This window comes from Sinorhizobium fredii NGR234, assembly GCF_000018545.1.
In the GTDB taxonomy this organism is placed as follows: domain Bacteria; phylum Pseudomonadota; class Alphaproteobacteria; order Rhizobiales; family Rhizobiaceae; genus Sinorhizobium; species Sinorhizobium fredii_A.
The window spans coordinates 931951-952738 of record NC_012587.1 but is presented as its reverse complement, the minus strand read 5'-3'; the positions used below and the strand labels follow the sequence as shown (position 1 = coordinate 952738).

Below are 20788 nucleotides of genomic sequence, written 5' to 3'. Positions count from 1 at the left end.
AGGACAGTAACACCAGCGTTTCCAAGTACTGCAGCGACCTTCGAAAGGACGCGCGGGCGCTGTCGTGCAGAAGCAATAGGGCGACGGCGCGGCAGCCCGCAAGGGATATCCACGCCGTCGGCCGATCGTCCACAAATACAGCCTGTCTCTATTGCGCCTCGGGTGCCGTGGCGGCATCCGCAGCCGCCTTTGCCGCCTCGGCCGCCTTTTCGGCCTCGAGTTTCCGCCACCGCCGCACATTCGCGTTGTGTTCATCGAGCGTCGCGGCAAAGACGTGTCCGCCGGTCCCGTCGGCGACGAAATAAAGCTCGGGCGTGCGCGAGGGATTGGCCACGGCTTCCAGCGCCGCCCTGCCGGGATTTGCAATCGGCGTCGGCGGCAGCCCCTTGATGAGATAGGTGTTGTAAGGCGTTTCCTTTTCGAGGTCGGACTTCAGGATCGCCCGGTCGACGGGTTTACCCTCGCCGCCGAAGATGCCGTAAATGATCGTCGGATCCGACTGCAGGCGCATGCCCTTTTCCAACCGGTTGATGAAGACCGAGGCGACGCGCGGCCGTTCGTCTGCGCGGCCCGTCTCCTTCTCGACGATGGAGGCGAGCGTGACGAACTCTTCGACCGATGTCACAGGCAATTCGGGATCACGCTTTTCCCAGATCTGCGAGACAAGCGCTTTTTGTGCCGAAACCATCTGCTGGACGATTTCGCCCCGCTTGGTGCCGCGTGTGAATTTGTAGGTGTCCGGCTTTAGTGAGCCCTCGGCCGGCAGTTCCGCCGGCAGATCGCCGACGAGCACCGGGTCGTCCGAAAGCTTGCGGAACATCTGCTTCACGGTCAGCCCTTCCGGCAGGGACACCGCATAGAGGATCGACTTGCCGGATTTCAGGAGCTCCATGATCTCCTGCATCGACGCATGCGCCTTGATCTCGTATTCGCCGGCCTTCAGCGTTTCGTTGTCGAGATAGGCTTCGGAGACGAAGCGGAAGACGCGGCTGTCGGTGATGATGTTGTTGCGCTCCAGCCCCTCGGCAATTTCAATGATGCCGGCGCCGCCGCGCACGATGAAGTTCTGGTTCGCTTCCAAGGGGCCCGGTTTCTCGTACGCATGCATCGCGTAGTAGACGGCTCCCGCCGCCGCCAGCGCGACGAACACGACCACGGTCATCAGGAAATTGAGGAAGATGACCACCTGGCTGCGCGCTTTCCGGGACCGCTTTGGCGGTTCCGGTACCCGCTCCGGCCTCAGCGCCTCGTTCGCCGATTTCGGAATGATCGGCCCGTTGCTCCCGGTTTCATTGCGGCCGAACTGCGCCGCGCTGTTCTCGTTTGAGTCGCTCACGATTAACCCGAATCCGAAACCCGCAAATTCAATCGAGCCGTCGCCGGTGCGAATTTCGGCTTAGACCGGCGGCAAGCGTAAACGTGCACGAATGTGTCAGAGCAATAGACGGTCCACAAGCCAGATGTGCCTTGTGCGAACATAGCCAATCGGGGCGAAACCGACACGATATCTCCCGCCGAAAGCTTGTAGCGAGCATTGCGGCAAAAAGCGGGATAAAGCGCCATGGGAGACCGGTAGCACGAGCGGTTTTTCCGTTCCTGCTACCGGAGCCGGTCCGGCGACTTCAGTGGCCCTTGTAGCGGCGCAGCACCAGCGATGCATTGGTGCCGCCGAAACCGAAGGAATTCGACAGAGCGACGTTGATCTCGCGCTTGCGGGCCACATGCGGCACCAGGTCGATCTTCGTCTCGGCCGACGGATTGTCGAGGTTGAGGGTCGGCGGCGCGACATTGTCGCGAATCGCCAGCGCCGAGAAAATCGCTTCGACCGCACCGGCGGCCCCAAGGAGATGGCCGATCGCCGATTTCGTCGAAGACATCGAGATCCTCGAAGCGCTGTCGCCCACCAGCCGCTCGACCGCGCCGAGCTCGATCGTGTCGGCCATCGTGGATGTGCCGTGCGCGTTGATATAGTCGACGTCGGCCGCCGTCAGGCCGGCGCGCTTCAGCGCCATCTGCATGCAGCGGTAGGCGCCGTCGCCGTCTTCCGAGGGGGCGGTGATGTGGAAAGCGTCGCCGGAAAGGCCGTAGCCGACCACTTCGGCATAGATCTTGGCGCCGCGCGCCTTGGCGTGCTCGAGTTCCTCGAGGATGACGATGCCGGCACCCTCGCCCATGACGAAGCCGTCGCGATCGGCATCATAGGGACGCGATGCCTTTTGCGGATCGTCATTGTGCTGCGTCGAGAGGGCCTTGCAGGCGGCAAAGCCGGCCAGCGAAATGCGGCAGATCGGCGATTCGGTTCCGCCCGCGACCATGACGTCGGCATCACCGAGCGCGATCAGGCGGCTCGCGTCACCGATGGCGTGCGCGCCGGTCGAACAGGCCGTGACCACCGAATGGTTCGGGCCGCGCAACTTGTGGCGAATGGAAACCTGGCCGGAGGCAAGATTGATCAGGCGGCCGGGGATGAAGAAGGGCGAAAGCCGGCGCGGCCCCTTGTCGCGCAGCGTGTAGCCGCCCTCGACGATCCCTTCGAGGCCGCCGATGCCGGAGCCGATCAGCACGCCGGTGGCAATCTGGTCCTCGTCGCTTTCCGGCTTCCACCCAGCATCCGCGAGCGCCATGTCGGCGGCGGCCATCGCATAGGTGATGAATGGGTCGACCTTGCGCTGTTCCTTGGGCTCCATCCAGTCGTCGGCATTGAAGGTGCCGTCGGAGCCGTCACCGAAGGGGATACGGCAGGCGATCTTGGCGGGAAGGTCCTCGACCTCGAACTCGGTCACCCTGCGAGCGGCGTTGCCGCCGGCCAGAAGACGCGACCAGCTAACCTCGGTTCCGCAACCCAAAGGAGATACCATGCCGGTACCGGTGATAACGACACGTCTCATGCCCATGACCCACCCTGAACGTTCAATTCCGGAGCTGAACCGGTACGCGTTCGACGAGCCCGATCCCTGCTTCCCTTGCAGTTTCGACGATCAGAGGGAAAGGCGGGAGCACTTTGCTGATCGCGACCCGCAATCACGGCGGGCCAGCCCACATCCCCAGGGCTGTACGGGCCGCAACTTGCGGCCCGCGGCGGCCGCAAGGCCGCGGTAACGATTAGGCCTGGGCCTTTTCGATGAACTTGACGGCGTCGCCGACGGTGAGGATCGAATCCGCCGCATCGTCCGGAATCTCGACGCCGAATTCCTCTTCGAAAGCCATGACCAGTTCGACCGTGTCGAGCGAGTCCGCGCCGAGGTCGTCGATGAAGCTTGCGCCTTCGCTAACTTTTTCGGCATCGACGCCAAGATGATCAATAACAATTTTCTTCACGCGTTCTGCGATATCGCTCATGTCGGAGTTCCTCGACCTTCGTTTTCTCTGCGGCGCCATTCTTGGCGCCGGTACTCATTCACGCCTGATAGACCAAGTTGGTCCACCGGGCAATCCATTCAACCAAACCGGGGAAACCCGTGGCAGCAGGGGCTGCCGGACAACCTGGCCGGACCGGTCGACTGCGCACAGTCATGGCCCGATTAACACGGTTTAAGTCTGCCGCAAAGTCCGAAAATGCCTGACATTCGCTTGCTCAACATTGAATTTCAGGCATTTGGCATCAAGGCGCGGAGGCACTGATGCGGCCGGTTGCAGCTTGCATCACCCGGCCGCCGGAACCCGCGGCTCAGATCATCGCCATGCCGCCGTTGACGTGAATGGTCTGGCCGGTGACGTAGGCCGCCTCGTTCGAGGCGAGATAGGCCACGGCCGAGGCGACCTCGGCACCGCTTCCCATGCGGCGCATCGGGATCGCCGCCATGATGCCTTCCTTCTGCTTGTCGTTCAGCTTGCCGGTCATCGCACTCTCGATGAAGCCCGGCGCCACGCAGTTGACCGTGACGTTGCGGGTGGCGATCTCCTGGGCGAGCGACTTGGAGAAGCCGATCATGCCCGCCTTCGACGCGCAGTAATTGGCCTGGCCCGGATTGCCGGTGACGCCGACCACCGAGGTGATGTTGACGATGCGGCCGAAGCGCCGGCGCATCATCGGATGCGTCAGCTCGCGGGTCAGCCGGAAGACGGCCGTCAGGTTGACCTCCAGGACATTGTCCCAGTCCTCGTCGCTCATGCGCACGAAAAGGCCGTCCTTGGTGATGCCGGCATTGTTGACGAGGATATCCACCCCGCCGAGTTCCGTCTCCGCCTTCTCGCCGAGCGCCTTGACTTCGGCGCGATCGGAAAGGTTTGCCGGGAAGATATGGACACGCTCGCCAAGCGTGTTGGCGAGCGCCTCGAGCTTCTCGACGCGGGTACCGTGGAGGCCGACTACGGCGCCTTGAGCATGCAGCATGCGGGCGATTTCCTCGCCGATGCCGCCGGATGCGCCGGTAACGAGAGCCTTGCGGCCGGAAAGATCGAACATGGATTTCTCCCTTGTAATTGAGGCGTTCAGGCCAGAAGGGCGGCAAGCGCCGCGTCGATATCGGCGGGCGTATTTACGGCAATGCCGTTGACGGTCTTGTCGATCCGTCGCGCAAGGCCGGTCAGCACCTTGCCGGAGCCGATCTCATAGAGAGTCGTCACGTCGTTGCCGGCGAACCACTGAACCGTCTCACGCCAACGCACCTGACCGGTCACCTGCTCGACCAGCAGCCGGGCGATCTCGCCGGCATCGCTGACCGGGGCGGCCAGAACATTGGCGACGACCGGCACGACCGGATCGCGCTTCTCGACCTGGGCAAGGGCTTCGCGCATGGCTTCTGCAGCGGGCGCCATCAGGGATGAGTGGAAGGGTGCGGAGACCGGCAGCATCAATGCGCGCTTGGCGCCTTTTTCCGTGGCAAGTGCGGCCGCCTTTTCCACCGCCTGCTTCTCGCCCGAGATCACCAGCTGCCCCCCGCCGTTGTCGTTGGCGATTTGGCAGGCACCGAGCGACGACGCTTCGCGACAAACCGCTTCGACATCGTCATGCTCCAGGCCGATGATCGCCGCCATCGCGCCCTTGCCGACCGGTACCGCTGCCTGCATCGCATTGCCGCGGATGCGCAGCAGCCGCGCCGTATCGGCCAATGAAAAGGTCCCGGCCGCACAGAGCGCCGAATATTCGCCGAGCGAATGGCCGGCCACGAAGGAGACCTTACTTCCAAGATCGAGCCCCCTGGCCTCGAGCACGCGGATCACGGCGATCGAGACCGCCATCAGCGCCGGTTGCGCATTCGCCGTCAGCGTCAGGGTTTCCTCCGGCCCGTTCCAGATGGTGTCGGAGAGCTTTTCGCCAAGCGCGTCGTCGACTTCGGCGAAGACGGCAGCGGCCTCCGGAAAGGCTTCGGCCAGGTCCTTGCCCATGCCGACAGCCTGGCTGCCCTGACCGGGGAACGTGAATGCAATGCTCATCAGGAGTGCCCTTCCCTGGATCTCGACGGGCAATTTTCCGGCCCGTCGCCATCTGCTCTCTTGGTATCCGGGCGGAATGCGGCGCAACCGCCCCAACTTCCTACCCCACCCGTGTTTTCCTCTCCATTCACATTCCTGAACGGCGAGTCAAGCGCGGAGCTTCGCCCGTTGCGGGCTTTTGCCCTTGATCTTCGTCAATCGAGGCGTAAGTTTGCCCCGCATCGCCGCACCCGTTCGATATGCTCCGGGTTGTGGCATCACCCTATTCGTGGGCGGCGCGCCTTTTCCTCCCAGCGGCGCGCCTTCGCCAGCACAAGGAACGTCACTTCATGCGCTACAACACGCTCGGCCGCACCGGCATCAAGGTTTCCGAAATCTGCCTCGGAACGATGACCTGGGGCTCCCAGAATACGCCGATCGAAGCCCACGGGCAGCTCGACTATGCTTTTGAGTGCGGCGTCAACTTCATCGATACCGCCGAACTCTATCCGACGACGCCGCTATCGGCAGAAACCTACGGCAATACCGAGCGGATCATCGGCGACTGGCTGGCCGGCCGCCGCCGGCGTGACGATGTGGTGCTCGCCACCAAGGTCGCCGGCTCCGGCCGTCCTTATATCCGCAACGGCGGTCCGATGACGCCGGAGGGGATCGGCGAAGCGCTCGATGCCAGCCTCGAGCGCCTGAAGACCGACTATGTCGATCTCTACCAGCTCCACTGGCCCAACCGCGGCCATTACCACTTCCGCAATGCCTGGTCCTACGACCCGTCACGGCAGGACAAGGAACACGTCGCCGCCGATCTGAGGGCCGTTCTCGACAAGCTCGGCGACCTCGTGAAGGCCGGCAAGATCCGCGCCATCGGGCTTTCGAACGATACCGCCTGGGGCACGATGAAGATGCTCGACCTGTCCGAGAGGCACGGCCTGCCGCGCGTCGCCACCATCCAGAACGAATATAACCTGCTTTACCGCGCCTACGACCTCGACCTCGCCGAACTGTCCCATCACGAAGATGTCGGACTGCTTGCCTATTCGCCGCTGGCGGCCGGCCTCTTGACGGGAAAGTATCTCGACGGGGCAAGGCCCGCCGGGTCGCGTCTGTCGATCAACGGCGATCTCGGCGGCCGCTTCACGCCGCACCAGGAGCCTGCGGTCGCCGCCTATGTGGCGCTTGCCCGCGAGCACGGCCTCGACCCGGCGCAGATGGCGCTCGCCTTCTGCCTGACGCGTCCCTTCATGGCCTCGGCCATCATCGGCGCAACGTCGATCCCACAGCTGAAGACCGACATCGGCGCCGCCGAAGTGACGCTGTCGCAGGATGTGCTGAACGGCATACGCCGCCTCCATCGGCTCTATCCGGCGCCGATCTGAGCGACGCGAACACCTCTGCACGGTACATCGCGCCTCAGGCTGCCATCTGCCGGCAGCTTTCGGCGCAGCGCTGGCAGGCATCGACGCATTCGGCCATGCCGCCGATACGTTCGCAGTCGGCCGCGCATTCGCTGCAGATCTCTGCACACTCGCCGCAGACATGCCGGTGATGGGGCGTTCCGATCAGCATGAAATGCGCCGAGGTCCGGCATATCTCGGCGCAGGCCATCATCAGCCGGAAGTGATCCGGCTCCGTGTGCTTGCCGCCCGCCTCCAGACAATGGCTCATCGCCGTCGAAAGACAGGCGCGGTAGCAGGCGAGACAATTTTCGATGCACTCCTGCATCTTCGGATCGACGTGATGCATTTTCTTCTCCCGTGGTTGCCAACGAGGGGCCAACAAGGAAGGGGAGCCATTGTTCCACAGCTTTGCGGCTCGGCCGTTCGGGCACGATTTTCCGACACGCCTTGCATTTCGGTTGAAAATCCGTATAAGCGCGCTGTTCGAAACGCCCGGTCTTCTGGCTGGTGGCTGAACGGAGGGCCGGCTTCCATCCCGGAGGCCGCCAGGAACGACAAGCTGTTCCGGCCTCCCGTGTCTCCGCTCTCGACCGTCTCGATACAACACTTTCTTGCCGGCTCATCTGAGCCAATAAGAACAGTCGTTGAGGCTTAGCCGCCGAGGTCCGGGCTGATAAACGCAAGAAAGGCAAGCCACAATGGCTCTTTATGAACACGTATTCCTGGCTCGGCAGGACATCACGCCGCAGCAGGTCGACGCCCTGGTCGAACAGTACAAGGGCGTCCTCGAAGCGAACGGCGGCAAGGTCGGTCGTGTCGAGAACTGGGGCCTGAAGTCCCTCACCTACCGCATCAAGAAGAACCGCAAGGCTCACTACGTCCTCATGGACATCGATGCTCCGGCACCGGCCGTTCACGAAGTCGAGCGCCAGATGCGCATCAACGAAGACATCCTGCGCTACATGACGATCGCCGTCGAGAAGCACGAGGAAGGTCCGTCCGCGATGATGCAGAAGCGCGACCGTGACGACCGTCCGCGCCGCGACGGCGACCGTCCGGACCGTGGTGGTTTCGGTGACCGTGGTCCGCGCCCGGACCGTGGCGATCGTGATGACCGTCCGCGCCGCCCGCGCGAAGACCGCGCGTAACCCGAAGCCTAGGAGATAATGACAATGGCTGAAGTTTCTTCCGCTCCGGTACGCCGCCCGTTCCACCGCCGCCGCAAGACCTGCCCCTTCTCGGGCGCAAACGCGCCGCGGATCGACTACAAGGACGTTCGTCTCCTGCAGCGCTACATTTCCGAGCGCGGCAAGATCGTTCCGTCCCGCATCACGGCCGTTTCCCAGAAGAAGCAGCGCGAGCTCGCCCAGGCGATCAAGCGTGCACGCTTCCTCGGCCTGCTGCCCTACGTCGTATCGTAAGGCTCGCTCTCCGTTGGTCGCCTGACTCAACGGTAACCGACTCCGCGTCAAGCCGCTTCCTTCGGGTGAGCGGCTTGACGCCTCCCTTCCGCGGTGGGCGCGGATCGGAACCGGCGCGGCAAGTGCCAAAATCCCATGTTGGGGCCAAGAACGCCCCTAACTGCGTTTGAAGCAGGACAGCGAAACGTGCAGAATTGGAACAGGACATCGCTGATCACCGGCGCACTTGCCGGCATTACCGCCGCCCTTCTGTCGATGGGCGCGAACACGCAGTCGTCCCTTGCAATCGTTCTCTACGCCGCTTCCGCATTGCCGATCCTGATTGCCGGGCTCGGCTGGGGAAACGCCGCGGCGATCACCGCGATCATCGCGGCGGGCGTTACAGCGGCAAGCGTGATTTCGCCCTATTTCGCCTTGCTCATCCTGGTCGTCACGCTCATCCCGGCCGGCTGGCTCAGCCATCTCGCCAATCTCGCGCGCCCGGCCCAGGAACTCGGCGGCCCCGAGGGCGCGCTTGCCTGGTATCCGCTCTCCGACATCCTCGGCCACCTCGCCGGGCTCGTCACCCTCGGCATGATCATCGTCGCGACCATCGTCGGCTATGATTCGAGCGTCTCCGACCTGATGGTCGACATGGTCGTCGAGGCGTTGAAGGCCCAGGAGCCGCTCTACAATCCCGACGCCGCCGCCATTGCCCAGCTCAAGTCGATGTTCACGCTGGCGCTACCGCTTGTGCAGGGCGCGATCTGGGTCGTCATGCTGTTTGCCGCCTATTACATCGCGACGCGGATCGTACTGATGTCGGGACGATCCGTCCGGCCGCGCGAGGACATCCCCTCGTCCCTCAGGATGCATCGCAACGCCATCTTCGTCTTCCTTGCCGGCCTTGTCCTGACGTTTCTGGGCGGTGCGCCGGCGGCGATCGGCGCCCTCGTCTGCGGGACATTCGGGGCGGGGTTCCTGCTCTCGGGCTTCGCCTCCTTCCATTTCCGCACACGCGGCAAGTCCTGGCGGCTTCCCGTGCTGTGGATCGCCTATCTGTCGGTGCTCGTCTTCACGATCCCGGCGGTGTTCTTCCTCCTGTCCGGACTGACCGACACGCGACGCACCATCGCTGTCACACCGGCGGGAAAAAGCTAACCAACGAACAATGCCAACTTGAAAGGAACATCGACATGGAAGTCATTCTCCTCGAACGCATCGCCAAGCTCGGCCAGATGGGCGAAACCGTAAAGGTCCGCGACGGCTTTGCCCGTAACTACCTGCTGCCGCTCGGCAAGGCGCTGCGCGCCAACGCCGCCAACAAGGCCCGTTTCGAATCCGAACGCGCAACGCTCGAAGCCCGCAACCTCGAGCGCAAGTCGGAAGCCCAGCAGGTCGCCGACAAGCTTGACGGCAAGTCCTTCATCATCGTCCGCTCGGCCGGCGAAACCGGCCAGCTCTACGGCTCGGTTGCCGCTCGCGACATCGTCGACGTACTGGCTGCCGAGGGCTTCAACATCAACCGCAACCAGGTCAACCTCAACCAGCCGATCAAGGCGATCGGTGTTCACAAGGTGACGCTGCACCTGCACGCGGAAGTCGACGTGGCCGTCGAAGTCAACGTTGCCCGTTCGGCCGAAGAAGCCGAGCGCCAGGCCAAGGGCGAAAGCCTGACCTCCGCCGAGGCCATCTACGGCGTCGACGAAGACGCCCTGAAGCCGGAAGACTTCTTCAACCCGGAAGCCGAATTCGCCGGTGAAGAAGAATAAGGTTCAGCGACAGAGCTGAAACAAGAAGCCCGGATCCCTCGATCCGGGCTTTTCTTTTGCCGTCACCAAAGGTGCGCGAAGGCGATCGGCGGACGACGCGCGAAAGCGAATCAGATAGATTTGTGGCCGACCTCAGCCTTAAGTGCAATGCCCGGCGTGGCATGTTTCGGGTCCACCCGCGCCCCTGTGAATCAGTGTGAACAACCGGCAAAATTCGATGGCGGCGTCGCAAGCCACGGCACTGTTGCACAGCTACACTAGACGTGGCCGAGGGCAGGCAGCAAACCGATTGGCTCACGGAAATTAGAGGCGGACACGGACCTACCATGAACGACGCAGCGCGAAAGCTCGCTCCCTTGCCCAAGGACCAGGCGGACCAGCACTACCGCGAAGCGCCGAACAACCTGGAAGCCGAACAGGCGCTGCTCGGCGCCATCCTGGTCAACAACGACGCCTTCTACCGCGTCTCCGACTTCCTCAAGCCGGTGCATCTCTTCGAGCCGCTGCATCGCAAGATCTTCGAAGTTGCCGGCGAAATCATCCGCATGGGCAAGACCGCCAACCCGGTGACGGTCAAGACCTTTCTCAAGGCCGACGACAAGGTCGGCGACCTGACGGTTGCGCAGTACCTCGCGCGTCTTGCCGCGGAAGCCGTTTCGATCATCAACGCGGAAGACTACGGCCGGGCGATCTACGACCTGGCGCTCCGCCGATCGCTGATTACCATCGGCGAGGACATGGTCAACATCGCCTTTGACGCGCCGCTCGACATGCCGCCGCAGAGCCAGATCGAGGACGCCGAACGGCGCCTTTTCGAGCTTGCCGAGACCGGCCGCTACGACGGTGGCTTTCAATCCTTCAATGACGCCGTGGCGCTTGCCATTGACATGGCCGGACAGGCCTTCGAACGCGACGGGCACCTCTCCGGCATCTCCACCGGCATTCATTCGCTCGACGGCAAGATGGGCGGCCTGCAGCGATCGGACCTGATCGTCCTCGCCGGCCGCCCGGGCATGGGCAAGACCTCGCTTGCCACCAACATCGCCTACAACATCGCCGCCGCATATGAGCCGGAAGTGCAGCCCGACGGCTCCTTCAAGGCGAAGAACGGCGGCGTCGTCGGCTTCTACTCGCTGGAAATGTCGTCCGAACAGCTCGCCACCCGTATCATCTCGGAGCAGACCGAAGTGTCGTCCTCGAAGATCCGCCGCGGCGATATCTCCGAAGCGGATTTCGAAAAGCTCGTCGCCTGCTCGCAGATGATGCAGAAGGTGCCGCTCTATATCGACCAGACCGGCGGCATCTCGATCGCCCAGCTTGCGGCGCGCGCCCGCCGCCTGAAGCGCCAGCGCGGCCTCGACGTCCTGGTCGTCGACTACGTCCAGCTCATGAGCGGCTCGAAGAAGTCAGGCGAAAACCGCGTGCAGGAAATCACCGAGATTACCACAGGCCTCAAGGCTCTCGGTAAGGAACTCAACGTTCCGATCATCGCGCTGTCGCAGCTGTCGCGCGCCGTCGAAAGCCGCGAAGACAAGCGGCCGCAGCTTTCGGACCTGCGCGAATCGGGTTCCATCGAGCAGGATGCCGACGTGGTGCTCTTCGTGTTCCGCGAGGAATACTATGTGAAGAACATGGAACCGCGCGATGAGCTCGATCCGAAATACGAAGAGTGGAAGATGCAGATGGAGCGGGTGAAGGGCACGGCCGACGTGATCATCGCCAAGCAGCGTCACGGACCGACCGGCACCGTGAAACTCGCCTTCCAGTCGGAATTCACCCGCTTCTCCGACCTCGCCGATCCGTCGTTCACGCAGTACGAGCACTAAGGGCGCGGGAGTATTTTCTGCCCCTCATCCGGCTGCCGCCACCTTCTCCCCGCGGGCGGGGCGAAGGGACGAGAGGCGCCGCCTTCCCTCCCCATCGGGCAGCGGAGCGAGGTTCTGCGAGGGCGCCACGAGTCTCCTTCGCCCCGCTTGCGGGGAGAAGGTGGCCGGCAGGCCGGGCGGAGTTCCAAGGTGACTCCACGCCCCCTCACGCGCCGATCAGCGCTCTCGCGACAGCGACGACAAACACCCCGATCGCCACGGCCGCAAGCAACGGCAGTCGCGTCGCGGCGAGCGCCGTTGCAACGGTCGCGAGGGTCTCGGCTGGGCCGGTGACGAGCGCCGTCGGGGCGATGACCGCCATCAGTACTGCGGGAGGGATCGCCTCCAAGGCGCGCTTCTGCTGCGGGCCGATCGTCACGAAGCGGATGAGAACAAGCCCGGCAATGCGCGTCAGCACCGTGGCTGCGGCCATCGCGACAATGGCGAGGAAGGTATGGGGATCGAGCGTCATGCGCAGGCCTCTTGACGGCGGCTTGTGAAAAGCGTTGCGGCAACGCCGGCCGCGGCGCCCGCCGCGATGTACCAGACGCCCGGCAGGAACTGATGGGCAAGGACCGCCGCCGTGGCGCTGGCGGCCAGTACGGCGCCGGTGTCGCGTCCCTTCCAGAAGCCCATGACCAGGACGGTGAAAACCGCTGGAAACGCGAAATCCAGACCGGTCGCCTTCGGGTCGCCGAGGAAGGCGCCGGCGGCGGAACCGGCAAGGCTCGCCAGAACCCAGACGCAATAAAACGGCACGGCAAGACCCGCATACCAGGCGGGGGTGAGCCGGGTCTGACCGGCGCGGACTTCGGCCATCGCCCAGATTTCGTCGGCGAGCAGCAGCATCGCGGCATATTTCGCCGGGCCGGAAAACGCCGGCATCTTGTTGCCGATCGAAGCGCTCATCAAGACGTGGCGGATGTTGACGAGCAGGGCCGAAAAGGCGAGCGCGCCCCAGGAGGCCGGATGTGTCCAGATGTCCATGGCGACGAACTGCGACCCGCCGGCAAAGACAAGCACGCTCATCAGCGTCGCTTCGAGGCTGCTCAGGCCCTTGCCTGCGGCAACGGCACCGAAGACCAGGCCGATCGGCATCACCGCCACGGTCAGGGGCGCCATGGCCCTTACGCCGCCGAAAAACTCCTGGGGTATTGCTAGCCTTCTCACGTCTACGATCTCCGCATTGATTTGCGGAGAGTTCTAGAAGGCGAGCGGCGGCCGGTCTTGAATGAAAGTGATCAACCGGCCCGAAAAGCACCCGGCGTCACGCCGGTGCGCGCCTTGAAGTGGCGGGTGAAATGCGCCTGGTCCGCAAAGCCGCAATGATAGGCGGTATCGGCGGGCGGCCAACCCTGGCGCAGCAGCGTCCTTGCCTCACGCACCCGTTTGTCGGTCAGGAAGGCATGCGGCGTGATGTGAAACTCCTTGCGGAACGCCCGAATCAAATGGGCGCGGCTGAGGCCGGCCACCTTGGCAAGCTCGTCGAGACCGATGTCGCTCGAATAGTTTTCGAGCAGATAGTCGCGGGCGCGATGCACGGCGGAACTCTCGCGCGTGCGGACCGGAACGATGATGGCGCTGCCATGCCGCTCGAACAGCGTCGCCAGGAAGCCGAACATGCCTTCGTCGGCCTCGAGCGCTCCAGTTCTTCCTTCCAGCAGCTGATGCGCGCGACGAAAGGCGGCGGCGAGTTCGATGTCCGTCAGCCACTGCCGCGAAAAGCTGGGCGTGCCGCGGAACGGACGGCCGGTGACATCCTCGAGAACTTCAACGAACAGCTCCACCGACGGATAGATCATCCGGTAGCGATAGCCGTCACTGCCCGGATGCCCGTCGTGGGTTTCGTCAGGGTTGATCAGGTAGAGATCACCGGGGCCTGTCTGCGAACGCTCGCCCTTGATGGTGCTGATCTGCGAGCCCGCCTCGATGGCGCCGATGCTGAAGGTGTCGTGCGCATGCGGCGCAAACTCATGGGTGATGAATGTCGCACTCAGGCATTCCATGCCGTTGAAGCGCGCATCCCGCCAGAAACGGGTCTGCTCGGCTCCCTTGAGCGGCATGGCCTCGATGGCCTCTTCCTGCGAAATCGTATGCATCGGCCAATTCTAGCGGCGGCGGGATTCTGCGTCTTGCATAAAAGTGCTCACCATGCCGGCAAGCCCGACATCGCCCGAAGCCGTTTGCGGCATCCGGCGCTTGGATGTATTGCTCGGATATCGCTCACGCAAGAGTCCGCCCATGCACAGTCCCGAATTCCTCGCTGCCTCGAACCGGCTCACCATCGATTTGACCGCTATCGCCGACAATTGGAGGACGATGAACGAGCGCTCTGGCAAGGCGCGTGCCGCTGCCGTGCTCAAGGCCAATGCCTATGGGATCGGCGTTGCGCAGGCGGCACCCACGCTTTACGCCGCTGGTGCACGGGATTTCTTCGTCGCCGATGCCGAGGAAGGCGCCGAGCTTCGTCCGCTCCTCCCGGATGCCCGCATCTATATTCTCGCCGGCATGTGGCCCGGCAACGAGGAGTTTTTCTTCGCCAACGACCTGGTGCCGATCATCAACTCGGAGGAGCAGCTTGCCGTTTTCATGGCGGCGCTTTCCGAGCGGGGCGACCATCCTTGCGTTCTCCATGTCGATACCGGCATGAACCGGCTCGGCCTCTCGGTAGAGGAAGCCATCGCCCTCGCCCACGATCCAGCGCGCCCGGCGAGCTTTTCGCCGGTGCTTGTCATGAGCCATCTCGCCTGCGGCGACGATCCCAGGCATCCGATGAATCTCTACCAGCTCCAGCGCTTTCGGGAGGTGACAGCCGCCTTCGAAGGCGTGCCCGCGAGCCTTGCGAATTCGGGCGGCGTCTTTCTCGGCGAAGACTACCATTTCGACCTCACCCGTCCCGGCATCGCCGTCTATGGCGGCGAAGCGGTCAACGACGCCCTCAATCCGATGAAGCCGGTCGTCACCGCCGAAGCCCGCATTCTGCAATTGCGCACCGTTCCGTCGGGTGGAACGGCGAGCTACGGCGCCTCGGCCCGATTTGCCCGCGACAGCCGCATCGCGACGGTGGCGATCGGCTATGCCGACGGCTATCACCGTTCGGTGTCGGGCGGCGGGGTCACGCTGAGGCAGGCGACGCCGTCGGGTGCCTACGGCTTCCTGCACGGCAAAAAGGTCCCGCATGTCGGCCGGGTTACGATGGACCTCAGCCTGTTCGACGTCACCGACTTGCCGGAACGCGCCGTGCGTGCCGGCGACTATATCGAGCTTTTCGGTCGGAACGTCGCCATCGACGATGTCGCGCGGGCCGGCGGTACGATCGGCTACGAACTCCTGACCAGCCTTGGGCACCGCTATTGCCGGACCTATGTCGGCGGCGTCTGAGCCGTCGTTCGTGAGCCATCGAAAATCACCCTTTCAATCGGCATTTCGCGTCATTATGTGACCGCTCTTAGTGATTCTCCCGAGGCAGGCCGGCTCTGTCTCTCACAACTTGCCGAAAGCTGATCCCGATGGCGAAACCTCGCACTCAATTCGTCTGCCAGAATTGTGGCACCGTGCACTCCCGATGGGCCGGCAAGTGCGAGGGATGCGGCGAGTGGAACACGATCATCGAGGAAGACCCGACGGGCGGAATCGGCGGCGGTCCGACGCGCGCCCCGAAGAAGGGGCGGCCGGTGGCGCTGACGACGCTGTGCGGCGAGATCGAGGACGCGCCGCGCATCGAGACGGGGATATCCGAACTCGACCGCGTCACCGGCGGCGGCTTCGTGCGCGGTTCTGCACTGCTCGTCGGCGGCGATCCCGGCATCGGCAAATCGACCGTGCTGATGCAGGCGGCGGCAGCGCTGTCGCGCCGCAAGCACCGGGTCATCTATGTCTCCGGCGAAGAGGCGATCGCCCAGGTGCGCCTGCGCGCCCAGCGGCTCGGCGCCGCCGACAGCGACGTGCTGCTCGCCGCCGAGACCAATGTCGAAGACATCCTGGCGACACTTTCCGAGGGCAAGCGACCGGATCTGGTGATCATCGATTCGATCCAGACACTCTGGAGCGACATCGTAGACTCAGCCCCCGGCACGGTGACGCAGGTGCGCACCGGCGTTCAGGCGATGATCCGCTTCGCCAAGCAGACGGGTACGGCAGTCGTGCTCGTCGGCCATGTCACCAAGGAAGGCCAGATCGCCGGCCCGCGCGTCGTCGAGCACATGGTCGACGCCGTCCTCTATTTCGAGGGCGATCGCGGCCATCACTATCGGATCCTCCGAACCGTGAAGAACCGCTTCGGCCCGACCGACGAGATCGGCGTCTTTGAAATGTCGGACCGAGGCCTGCGCGAAGTTGCCAATCCGTCCGAGCTCTTCCTTGGCGAACGCAACGAGAAATCGCCCGGTGCTGCGGTCTTCGCCGGCATGGAAGGAACCCGGCCGCTGCTCGTCGAGGTGCAGGCGCTGGTCGCGCCGACGTCGCTCGGCACGCCGCGGCGCGCGGTGGTCGGCTGGGACTCGGCGCGGCTGTCGATGATCCTCGCGGTGCTGGAGGCCCATTGCGGCGTCCGCCTCGGCCAGCACGACGTCTATCTGAACGTTGCCGGCGGATACCGGATTTCCGAGCCGGCTGCCGATCTCGCCGTCGCTTCCGCTTTGGTTTCGTCGCTCGCCGGGCTTGCTCTTCCTGCCGATTGCGTCTATTTCGGCGAAGTCAGCTTGTCGGGCGCTGTCCGGCCGGTTGCGCATACTGCTCAACGTCTCAAGGAAGCCGAGAAGCTCGGATTCTCCCAGGCCGTATTGCCGTCTGCAACAACCGACCTGCCGAAGAACGGCAATGGCCGGTGGAGCGAGATGGAAAGCCTGCCGGACCTGGTGGCGCGCATCGCCGGTTCACGACGCGCCCTGCAGCAGTCGGACGAGGCGGAGTGAAGCACCGGGAGCCACCAAGCGTACTTCCAGTGGCGCTCGGCGATAGCGGTGGAAAGACGTTCTGAGCGCGTGCGGACGCGGCCCGCGGCGAATAAGCTTGGTAAGACCCGAGTCAAGACGGGGGTCGGAGTAAGGACAACATGCCCATTACAATTCTCGACGGTATCGTTCTCGGCGTCGCACTATTTTCGGCCATTCTCGCCATGGTGCGCGGCTTCTCGCGCGAGGTCCTTTCGGTCGCGAGTTGGGTGGGTGCGGCGGCGGCGGCCTACTTCCTCTATCCGTACCTTTTGCCCTACGCCAAGCAATACACCACCAACGACACGGTCGCGATGATCGGCTCGGCCGCCGTGATCTTCCTGGTGGCTCTGATCATCATCTCCTTCATCACCATGCGGATCGCCGATTTCATCATCGACAGCCGCATCGGCGCACTCGACCGCACGCTTGGTTTCCTGTTCGGCGCTGCGCGCGGCATCCTGCTCGTCGTCGTCGCAATGCTGTTCTTCAACTGGCTGGTGGCGCCGCCGCAGCAGCCGGGCTGGGTCACCCAGGCGAAATCGAAGCCGCTGCTCGACAATCTCGGCAACAAGCTGGTCGCGCTGCTGCCGGAAGAGGCGGACGCCACCATTCTCGATCGCTTGCGCGGCAAGGACACGACCGGCGAAGGCGAAAGCGATGCCCCGCCGGCCGCCCCGGACCAGTCGCCTGCCGAGGACGCGCCCGCGACGAACGGCTGAGTAACGAGGAAATCATGCGACAAAGCCCGCTGCGCGGGCTTTGTCCATTTGGAAATAACGCTTGCCAGTCATTTCGGCTAAGATTGCTTGACGACTGGCAGCCTGATCACGATATGCGCACCGGCATGGAGCAAAGGCGACTGCGATGACCGATCTCAGATCCAGTGAAATCCACGACGAACTCGACGGCGACACCCTGCACGAGGAATGCGGCGTGTTCGGCATACTCGGTCATCCGGACGCAGCCACCCTGACGGCACTCGGGCTGCACGCGCTCCAGCATCGCGGCCAGGAAGCGGCCGGTATCGTCACCTTCGACGGCAAGCAGTTCTATACCGAAAAGCGCATGGGCCTCGTCGGCGACCACTACACCGACCCCGCCACGCTGGCCAAGCTGCCAGGCTTTATTTCCATCGGGCACACGCGCTACTCGACGACTGGCGAAGTGGCGTTGCGCAATGTCCAGCCGCTCTTTGCCGAACTCGAAGTCGGCGGCATCGCAATCGCCCACAACGGCAACTTCACCAACGGCCTGACGCAGCGTCGCCAATTGATTGCCGACGGCGCCATCTGTCAGTCGACCTCGGACACCGAAGTCGTCCTTCACCTCATCGCCCGCTCGAAGCAGGCCTCCTCCTCCGATCGCTTCATCGATGCCATCCGCCAGATGGAAGGCGGTTATTCGATGCTGGCGATGACGCGAACCAAACTGATCGCGGCGCGCGACCCGATCGGTATCCGCCCCCTCGTCATGGGCGAACTCGACGGCAAGCCGATCTTCTGTTCGGAAACCTGCGCGCTCGACATCATCGGCGCCAAGTACATCCGTGATGTCGAGAACGGCGAAGTCGTCATCTGCGAGATCCAGCCGGACGGCTCGATCTCGATCGACGCACGCAAGCCGGAATCGCCGCGGCCTGAACGGCTCTGCCTCTTCGAATATGTCTATTTCGCCCGTCCGGATTCGGTCGTCGGCGGCCGCAGCGTCTACGTGGCGCGCAAGAACATGGGCGTCAATCTCGCCAAGGAGTCGCCCGTCGAGGCGGACGTCGTCGTTCCGGTGCCCGACGGCGGCACACCGGCGGCGCTAGGCTACGCACAGCAGAGCGGCATTCCCTTCGAGTACGGCATCATCCGCAACCACTATGTCGGGCGGACCTTCATCGAGCCTACACAGCAGATCCGCGCCTTCGGCGTCAAGCTGAAGCATTCGGCCAACCGCGCCATGATCAAGGACAAGCGCGTCGTGCTCGTCGACGATTCCATCGTTCGCGGCACGACCTCGGTCAAGATCGTCCAGATGATCCGCGAGGCCGGCGCACGCGAGGTGCATATCCGCGTCGCCAGCCCGATGATCTTCCATCCGGATTTCTACGGCATCGACACCCCCGACCGCGACAAGCTGCTGGCCAACCAGCATGCCGACCTCGCATCGATGTGCCGCTACATCGGCGCCGATTCGCTCGAATTCCTGACGATCGACGGTCTCTACCAGGCTGTCGGCGGCGCGCCGCGCGACCCGCAGGCGCCGCAGTTCACCGACCATTATTTCACCGGCGATTATCCGACCCGCCTGCTCGACCAGGAAGGCGCGAGCAACGTCCGCAAACTTTCGGTTCTTGCCAGCAACGGATAACCAGACACCACAATGACGCTCAATCTGAAAGACCGGATCGCCGTCGTTACCGGCGCATCGCGCGGGATCGGCTATTTCACTGCCCTCGAACTCGCCAAGGCCGGCGCGCATGTCATCGCCTGCGCCCGCACCGTCGGCGGCCTGGAGGAACTGGACGACGCCATCAAGGCGGCCGGAGGATCGGCGACGCTGGTTCCCTTCGACCTCGCCGACATGGCGGCGATCGACAAGCTCGGCGGCGCCATCAACGAACGCTGGGGCAAGCTCGACATCCTGGTCGCCAATGCGGGCGTGCTCGGCACGATCTCGCCGATCGGCCATGTGGAAGCCAAGGTCTTCGAAAAGGTGATGTCGATCAACGTCACCGCCACGTGGCGGCTGATCCGCTCTCTCGAGCCGCTACTCGTCAAGTCCGATGCCGGTCGCGCGCTCATCCTTTCCTCAAGCGCTGCGCACAAGTGCAAGCCGTTCTGGGGCCCCTACTCCGCCTCCAAGGCCGCCGTCGAGGCATTGGCGCGGACCTGGGCATACGAGACGCAGCGCCTGCCGCTCCGCATCCTCAGCGTCGATCCGGGGGCGACGCGGACCGCGATGCGAGCTCAGGCGGTACCGGGCGAGGATCCCGCCACAGTGCCTCACCCCTCCGAGGTCGCCGCCGCGCTGATGCCGCTGCTCGGGCCCGAGCAGACCGAGACCGGCAAGCTCTTCCTGGTCCGGGAAAAGAAGATCGTCGACTACCGCATGCCGGAGTAGCCAGGCTCTGCGGATATCAAAGAAAAAGCCACCGCGGGGCTCGCGGTGGCTTTTTCTTTTCATGCATTGCAATCAGTCGCTGTCGCCCGGCAAGCCATCGCCGCCCTGGCCCGCGGGCCAGTCGCCGTATTTTCGCTGCCAGGAGCGAGCCCCGAACGGCAGGCTGATCAGGTAGGCCACGGCAGTAACCGCCATCGTCTCCCAGGTATAGGTCATCAGCGTCGCGACGTAGAGGACGACGACCAGGATGGCCGGGAGAACCAGATCGCGGCGCACGCGGTTTTCGGATTTTCCGGACCAGACCGGCAGACGGCTGACCAGCAGGAAGGCGATCAACACGGTATAGACCGACGCTATCAGCGCAAAGGTCCTGCCGGGCGCAAGCCCGAGGAGGCCGATATAGACCGGCAGCAGCACCAGCATGGCGCCGGCCGGCGCCGGCACGCCGACGAAATATTCCGACTGCCAGGCGGCCTTGACGGGACGTTCGGCCATGACGTTGAAGCGGGCGAGCCGCAAGCCGACCGCGATCGCATAGATCAGCGCGGCGATCCAGCCGACCGAGCGCGCCTGGTCGAGCATGAACACGTAGAGGACCAAGGCCGGCGCCACGCCGAAATTGATGATGTCGGCAAGCGAGTCCATCTGCACGCCGAAGCTCGACGTCGCTTTGAGCAGCCGCGCCACGCGGCCGTCGATGCCGTCGAGGAAGGCTGCAAACAGCACCATCGCGACGGCGAGCTCGAAGCGATTCTCGAAAGCGAGGCGGATGCCGGAGAGGCCGGCACAAATCGCCAAGACTGTGATCGTGTTCGGCACCATCAGCCGCAGCGGAATCTCCCGCAGCCGCGGGCCGCGGGCCTTGTCATGCGTGTCGTTCGTGTCGACCGCCGTTTCCGGGCTTTCTGCCGCTTCTTCCTGCCGGGGGTTTTCCATGTC

At 63.9% G+C, this 20788-nt stretch carries 21 protein-coding genes; 11 read left to right on the top strand and 10 right to left on the bottom strand.

The genetic code is table 11. From position 1 onward, the window contains the following. Window positions 1-148: 148 nt before the first annotated feature. From mltG to fabD, 5 genes are all read right to left on the bottom strand, one after another. Window positions 149-1336 carry an endolytic transglycosylase MltG gene (gene mltG, locus NGR_RS15760; RefSeq protein WP_012707469.1) on the bottom strand — a complete coding sequence of 396 codons (1188 nt, stop codon included), beginning with the start codon at window positions 1334-1336 and terminating at the stop codon, window positions 149-151. 286 nt (window positions 1337-1622) lie between these two features. Next, window positions 1623-2888 (bottom strand): beta-ketoacyl-ACP synthase II, encoded by a 1266-nt coding sequence (fabF, locus tag NGR_RS15755; protein ID WP_164924245.1) that lies wholly within the window; start codon window positions 2886-2888, stop codon window positions 1623-1625. Between the two features lie 214 nt (window positions 2889-3102). After that, window positions 3103-3339, bottom strand: a complete 237-nt coding sequence (locus NGR_RS15750) for an acyl carrier protein (RefSeq protein WP_003531676.1) — start codon at window positions 3337-3339, stop codon at window positions 3103-3105. 328 nt (window positions 3340-3667) lie between these two features. Next, window positions 3668-4405 carry a 3-oxoacyl-[acyl-carrier-protein] reductase gene (gene fabG / locus NGR_RS15745; protein ID WP_012707466.1) on the bottom strand — a complete coding sequence of 246 codons (738 nt, stop codon included), beginning with the start codon at window positions 4403-4405 and terminating at the stop codon, window positions 3668-3670. A gap of 26 nt (window positions 4406-4431) precedes the next feature. Then, entirely contained in the window at window positions 4432-5376 is a 945-nt protein-coding gene (gene fabD, locus NGR_RS15740; RefSeq protein WP_012707465.1) for an ACP S-malonyltransferase, read from the bottom strand. A 329-nt stretch (window positions 5377-5705) separates the two neighbouring features. Between fabD and NGR_RS15735 the strand changes: the two genes are divergently transcribed. Further along, the gene (locus NGR_RS15735) at window positions 5706-6749 is read left to right on the top strand and encodes an aldo/keto reductase (RefSeq protein ID WP_012707464.1); all 1044 of its coding nucleotides are present in this window, start codon (window positions 5706-5708) and stop codon (window positions 6747-6749) included. A gap of 34 nt (window positions 6750-6783) precedes the next feature. Here NGR_RS15735 and NGR_RS15730 read toward each other — a convergent pair whose 3' ends face one another. After that, complete coding sequence (locus NGR_RS15730; protein ID WP_012707463.1) at window positions 6784-7116, bottom strand: four-helix bundle copper-binding protein; 333 nt, start codon at window positions 7114-7116, stop codon at window positions 6784-6786. A gap of 352 nt (window positions 7117-7468) precedes the next feature. On the opposite strand from NGR_RS15730, the gene rpsF reads away from it, so the two are divergent. The 5 genes from rpsF to NGR_RS15705 all read left to right on the top strand — a co-directional run bounded on the left by rpsF (window position 7469) and on the right by NGR_RS15705 (window position 11768). Then, window positions 7469-7918 (top strand): 30S ribosomal protein S6, encoded by a 450-nt coding sequence (rpsF, locus tag NGR_RS15725; RefSeq protein ID WP_012707462.1) that lies wholly within the window; start codon window positions 7469-7471, stop codon window positions 7916-7918. 24 nt (window positions 7919-7942) lie between these two features. Beyond that, entirely contained in the window at window positions 7943-8191 is a 249-nt protein-coding gene (gene rpsR / locus NGR_RS15720; RefSeq protein ID WP_012707461.1) for a 30S ribosomal protein S18, read from the top strand. A gap of 186 nt (window positions 8192-8377) precedes the next feature. Beyond that, window positions 8378-9331, top strand: a complete 954-nt coding sequence (locus NGR_RS15715) for a DUF2232 domain-containing protein (RefSeq protein WP_164924244.1) — start codon at window positions 8378-8380, stop codon at window positions 9329-9331. 35 nt (window positions 9332-9366) lie between these two features. After that, complete coding sequence (gene rplI, locus NGR_RS15710; protein WP_012707459.1) at window positions 9367-9942, top strand: 50S ribosomal protein L9; 576 nt, start codon at window positions 9367-9369, stop codon at window positions 9940-9942. Window positions 9943-10268: 326 nt separating this feature from the next. Next, window positions 10269-11768 carry a replicative DNA helicase gene (locus NGR_RS15705; RefSeq protein WP_012707458.1) on the top strand — a complete coding sequence of 500 codons (1500 nt, stop codon included), beginning with the start codon at window positions 10269-10271 and terminating at the stop codon, window positions 11766-11768. Between the two features lie 205 nt (window positions 11769-11973). On the opposite strand, the gene NGR_RS15700 is transcribed toward NGR_RS15705, so the two are convergent. From NGR_RS15700 to NGR_RS15690, 3 genes are all read right to left on the bottom strand, one after another. Further along, window positions 11974-12279: an AzlD family protein gene (locus tag NGR_RS15700; protein WP_012707457.1), complete on the bottom strand. Its 306-nt coding sequence runs from the start codon at window positions 12277-12279 to the stop codon at window positions 11974-11976. After that, window positions 12276-12929 (bottom strand): AzlC family ABC transporter permease, encoded by a 654-nt coding sequence (locus tag NGR_RS15695; RefSeq protein ID WP_164924602.1) that lies wholly within the window; start codon window positions 12927-12929, stop codon window positions 12276-12278. Before NGR_RS15695 ends, NGR_RS15700 begins: the two co-directional genes overlap by 4 nt. 119 nt (window positions 12930-13048) lie before the next feature. Further along, complete coding sequence (locus NGR_RS15690) at window positions 13049-13906, bottom strand: AraC family transcriptional regulator (protein ID WP_164924243.1); 858 nt, start codon at window positions 13904-13906, stop codon at window positions 13049-13051. A gap of 142 nt (window positions 13907-14048) precedes the next feature. Here NGR_RS15690 and alr point away from each other — a divergent pair, with 142 nt between their 5' ends. From alr to NGR_RS15665, 5 genes are all read left to right on the top strand, one after another. After that, entirely contained in the window at window positions 14049-15188 is a 1140-nt protein-coding gene (gene alr / locus NGR_RS15685; protein WP_164924242.1) for an alanine racemase, read from the top strand. Window positions 15189-15316: 128 nt separating this feature from the next. Continuing rightward, window positions 15317-16720, top strand: coding sequence for a DNA repair protein RadA (radA, locus tag NGR_RS15680; RefSeq protein WP_012707453.1), 1404 nt, complete (start codon window positions 15317-15319; stop codon window positions 16718-16720). A 140-nt stretch (window positions 16721-16860) separates the two neighbouring features. Further along, window positions 16861-17460, top strand: a complete 600-nt coding sequence (locus NGR_RS15675; RefSeq protein WP_012707452.1) for a CvpA family protein — start codon at window positions 16861-16863, stop codon at window positions 17458-17460. Between the two features lie 145 nt (window positions 17461-17605). Beyond that, window positions 17606-19096, top strand: coding sequence for an amidophosphoribosyltransferase (purF, locus tag NGR_RS15670; protein ID WP_012707451.1), 1491 nt, complete (start codon window positions 17606-17608; stop codon window positions 19094-19096). A 12-nt stretch (window positions 19097-19108) separates the two neighbouring features. Next, window positions 19109-19849, top strand: coding sequence for an SDR family NAD(P)-dependent oxidoreductase (locus NGR_RS15665; protein WP_012707450.1), 741 nt, complete (start codon window positions 19109-19111; stop codon window positions 19847-19849). Window positions 19850-19921: 72 nt separating this feature from the next. Here the strand turns inward: NGR_RS15665 and NGR_RS15660 are convergent, their stop codons facing one another. Then, on the bottom strand, window positions 19922-20785 hold the full coding sequence (locus tag NGR_RS15660; protein ID WP_012707449.1) for a CDP-alcohol phosphatidyltransferase family protein: 864 nt from the start codon (window positions 20783-20785) through the stop codon (window positions 19922-19924). Between the last annotated feature and the right edge of the window lie 3 nt (window positions 20786-20788).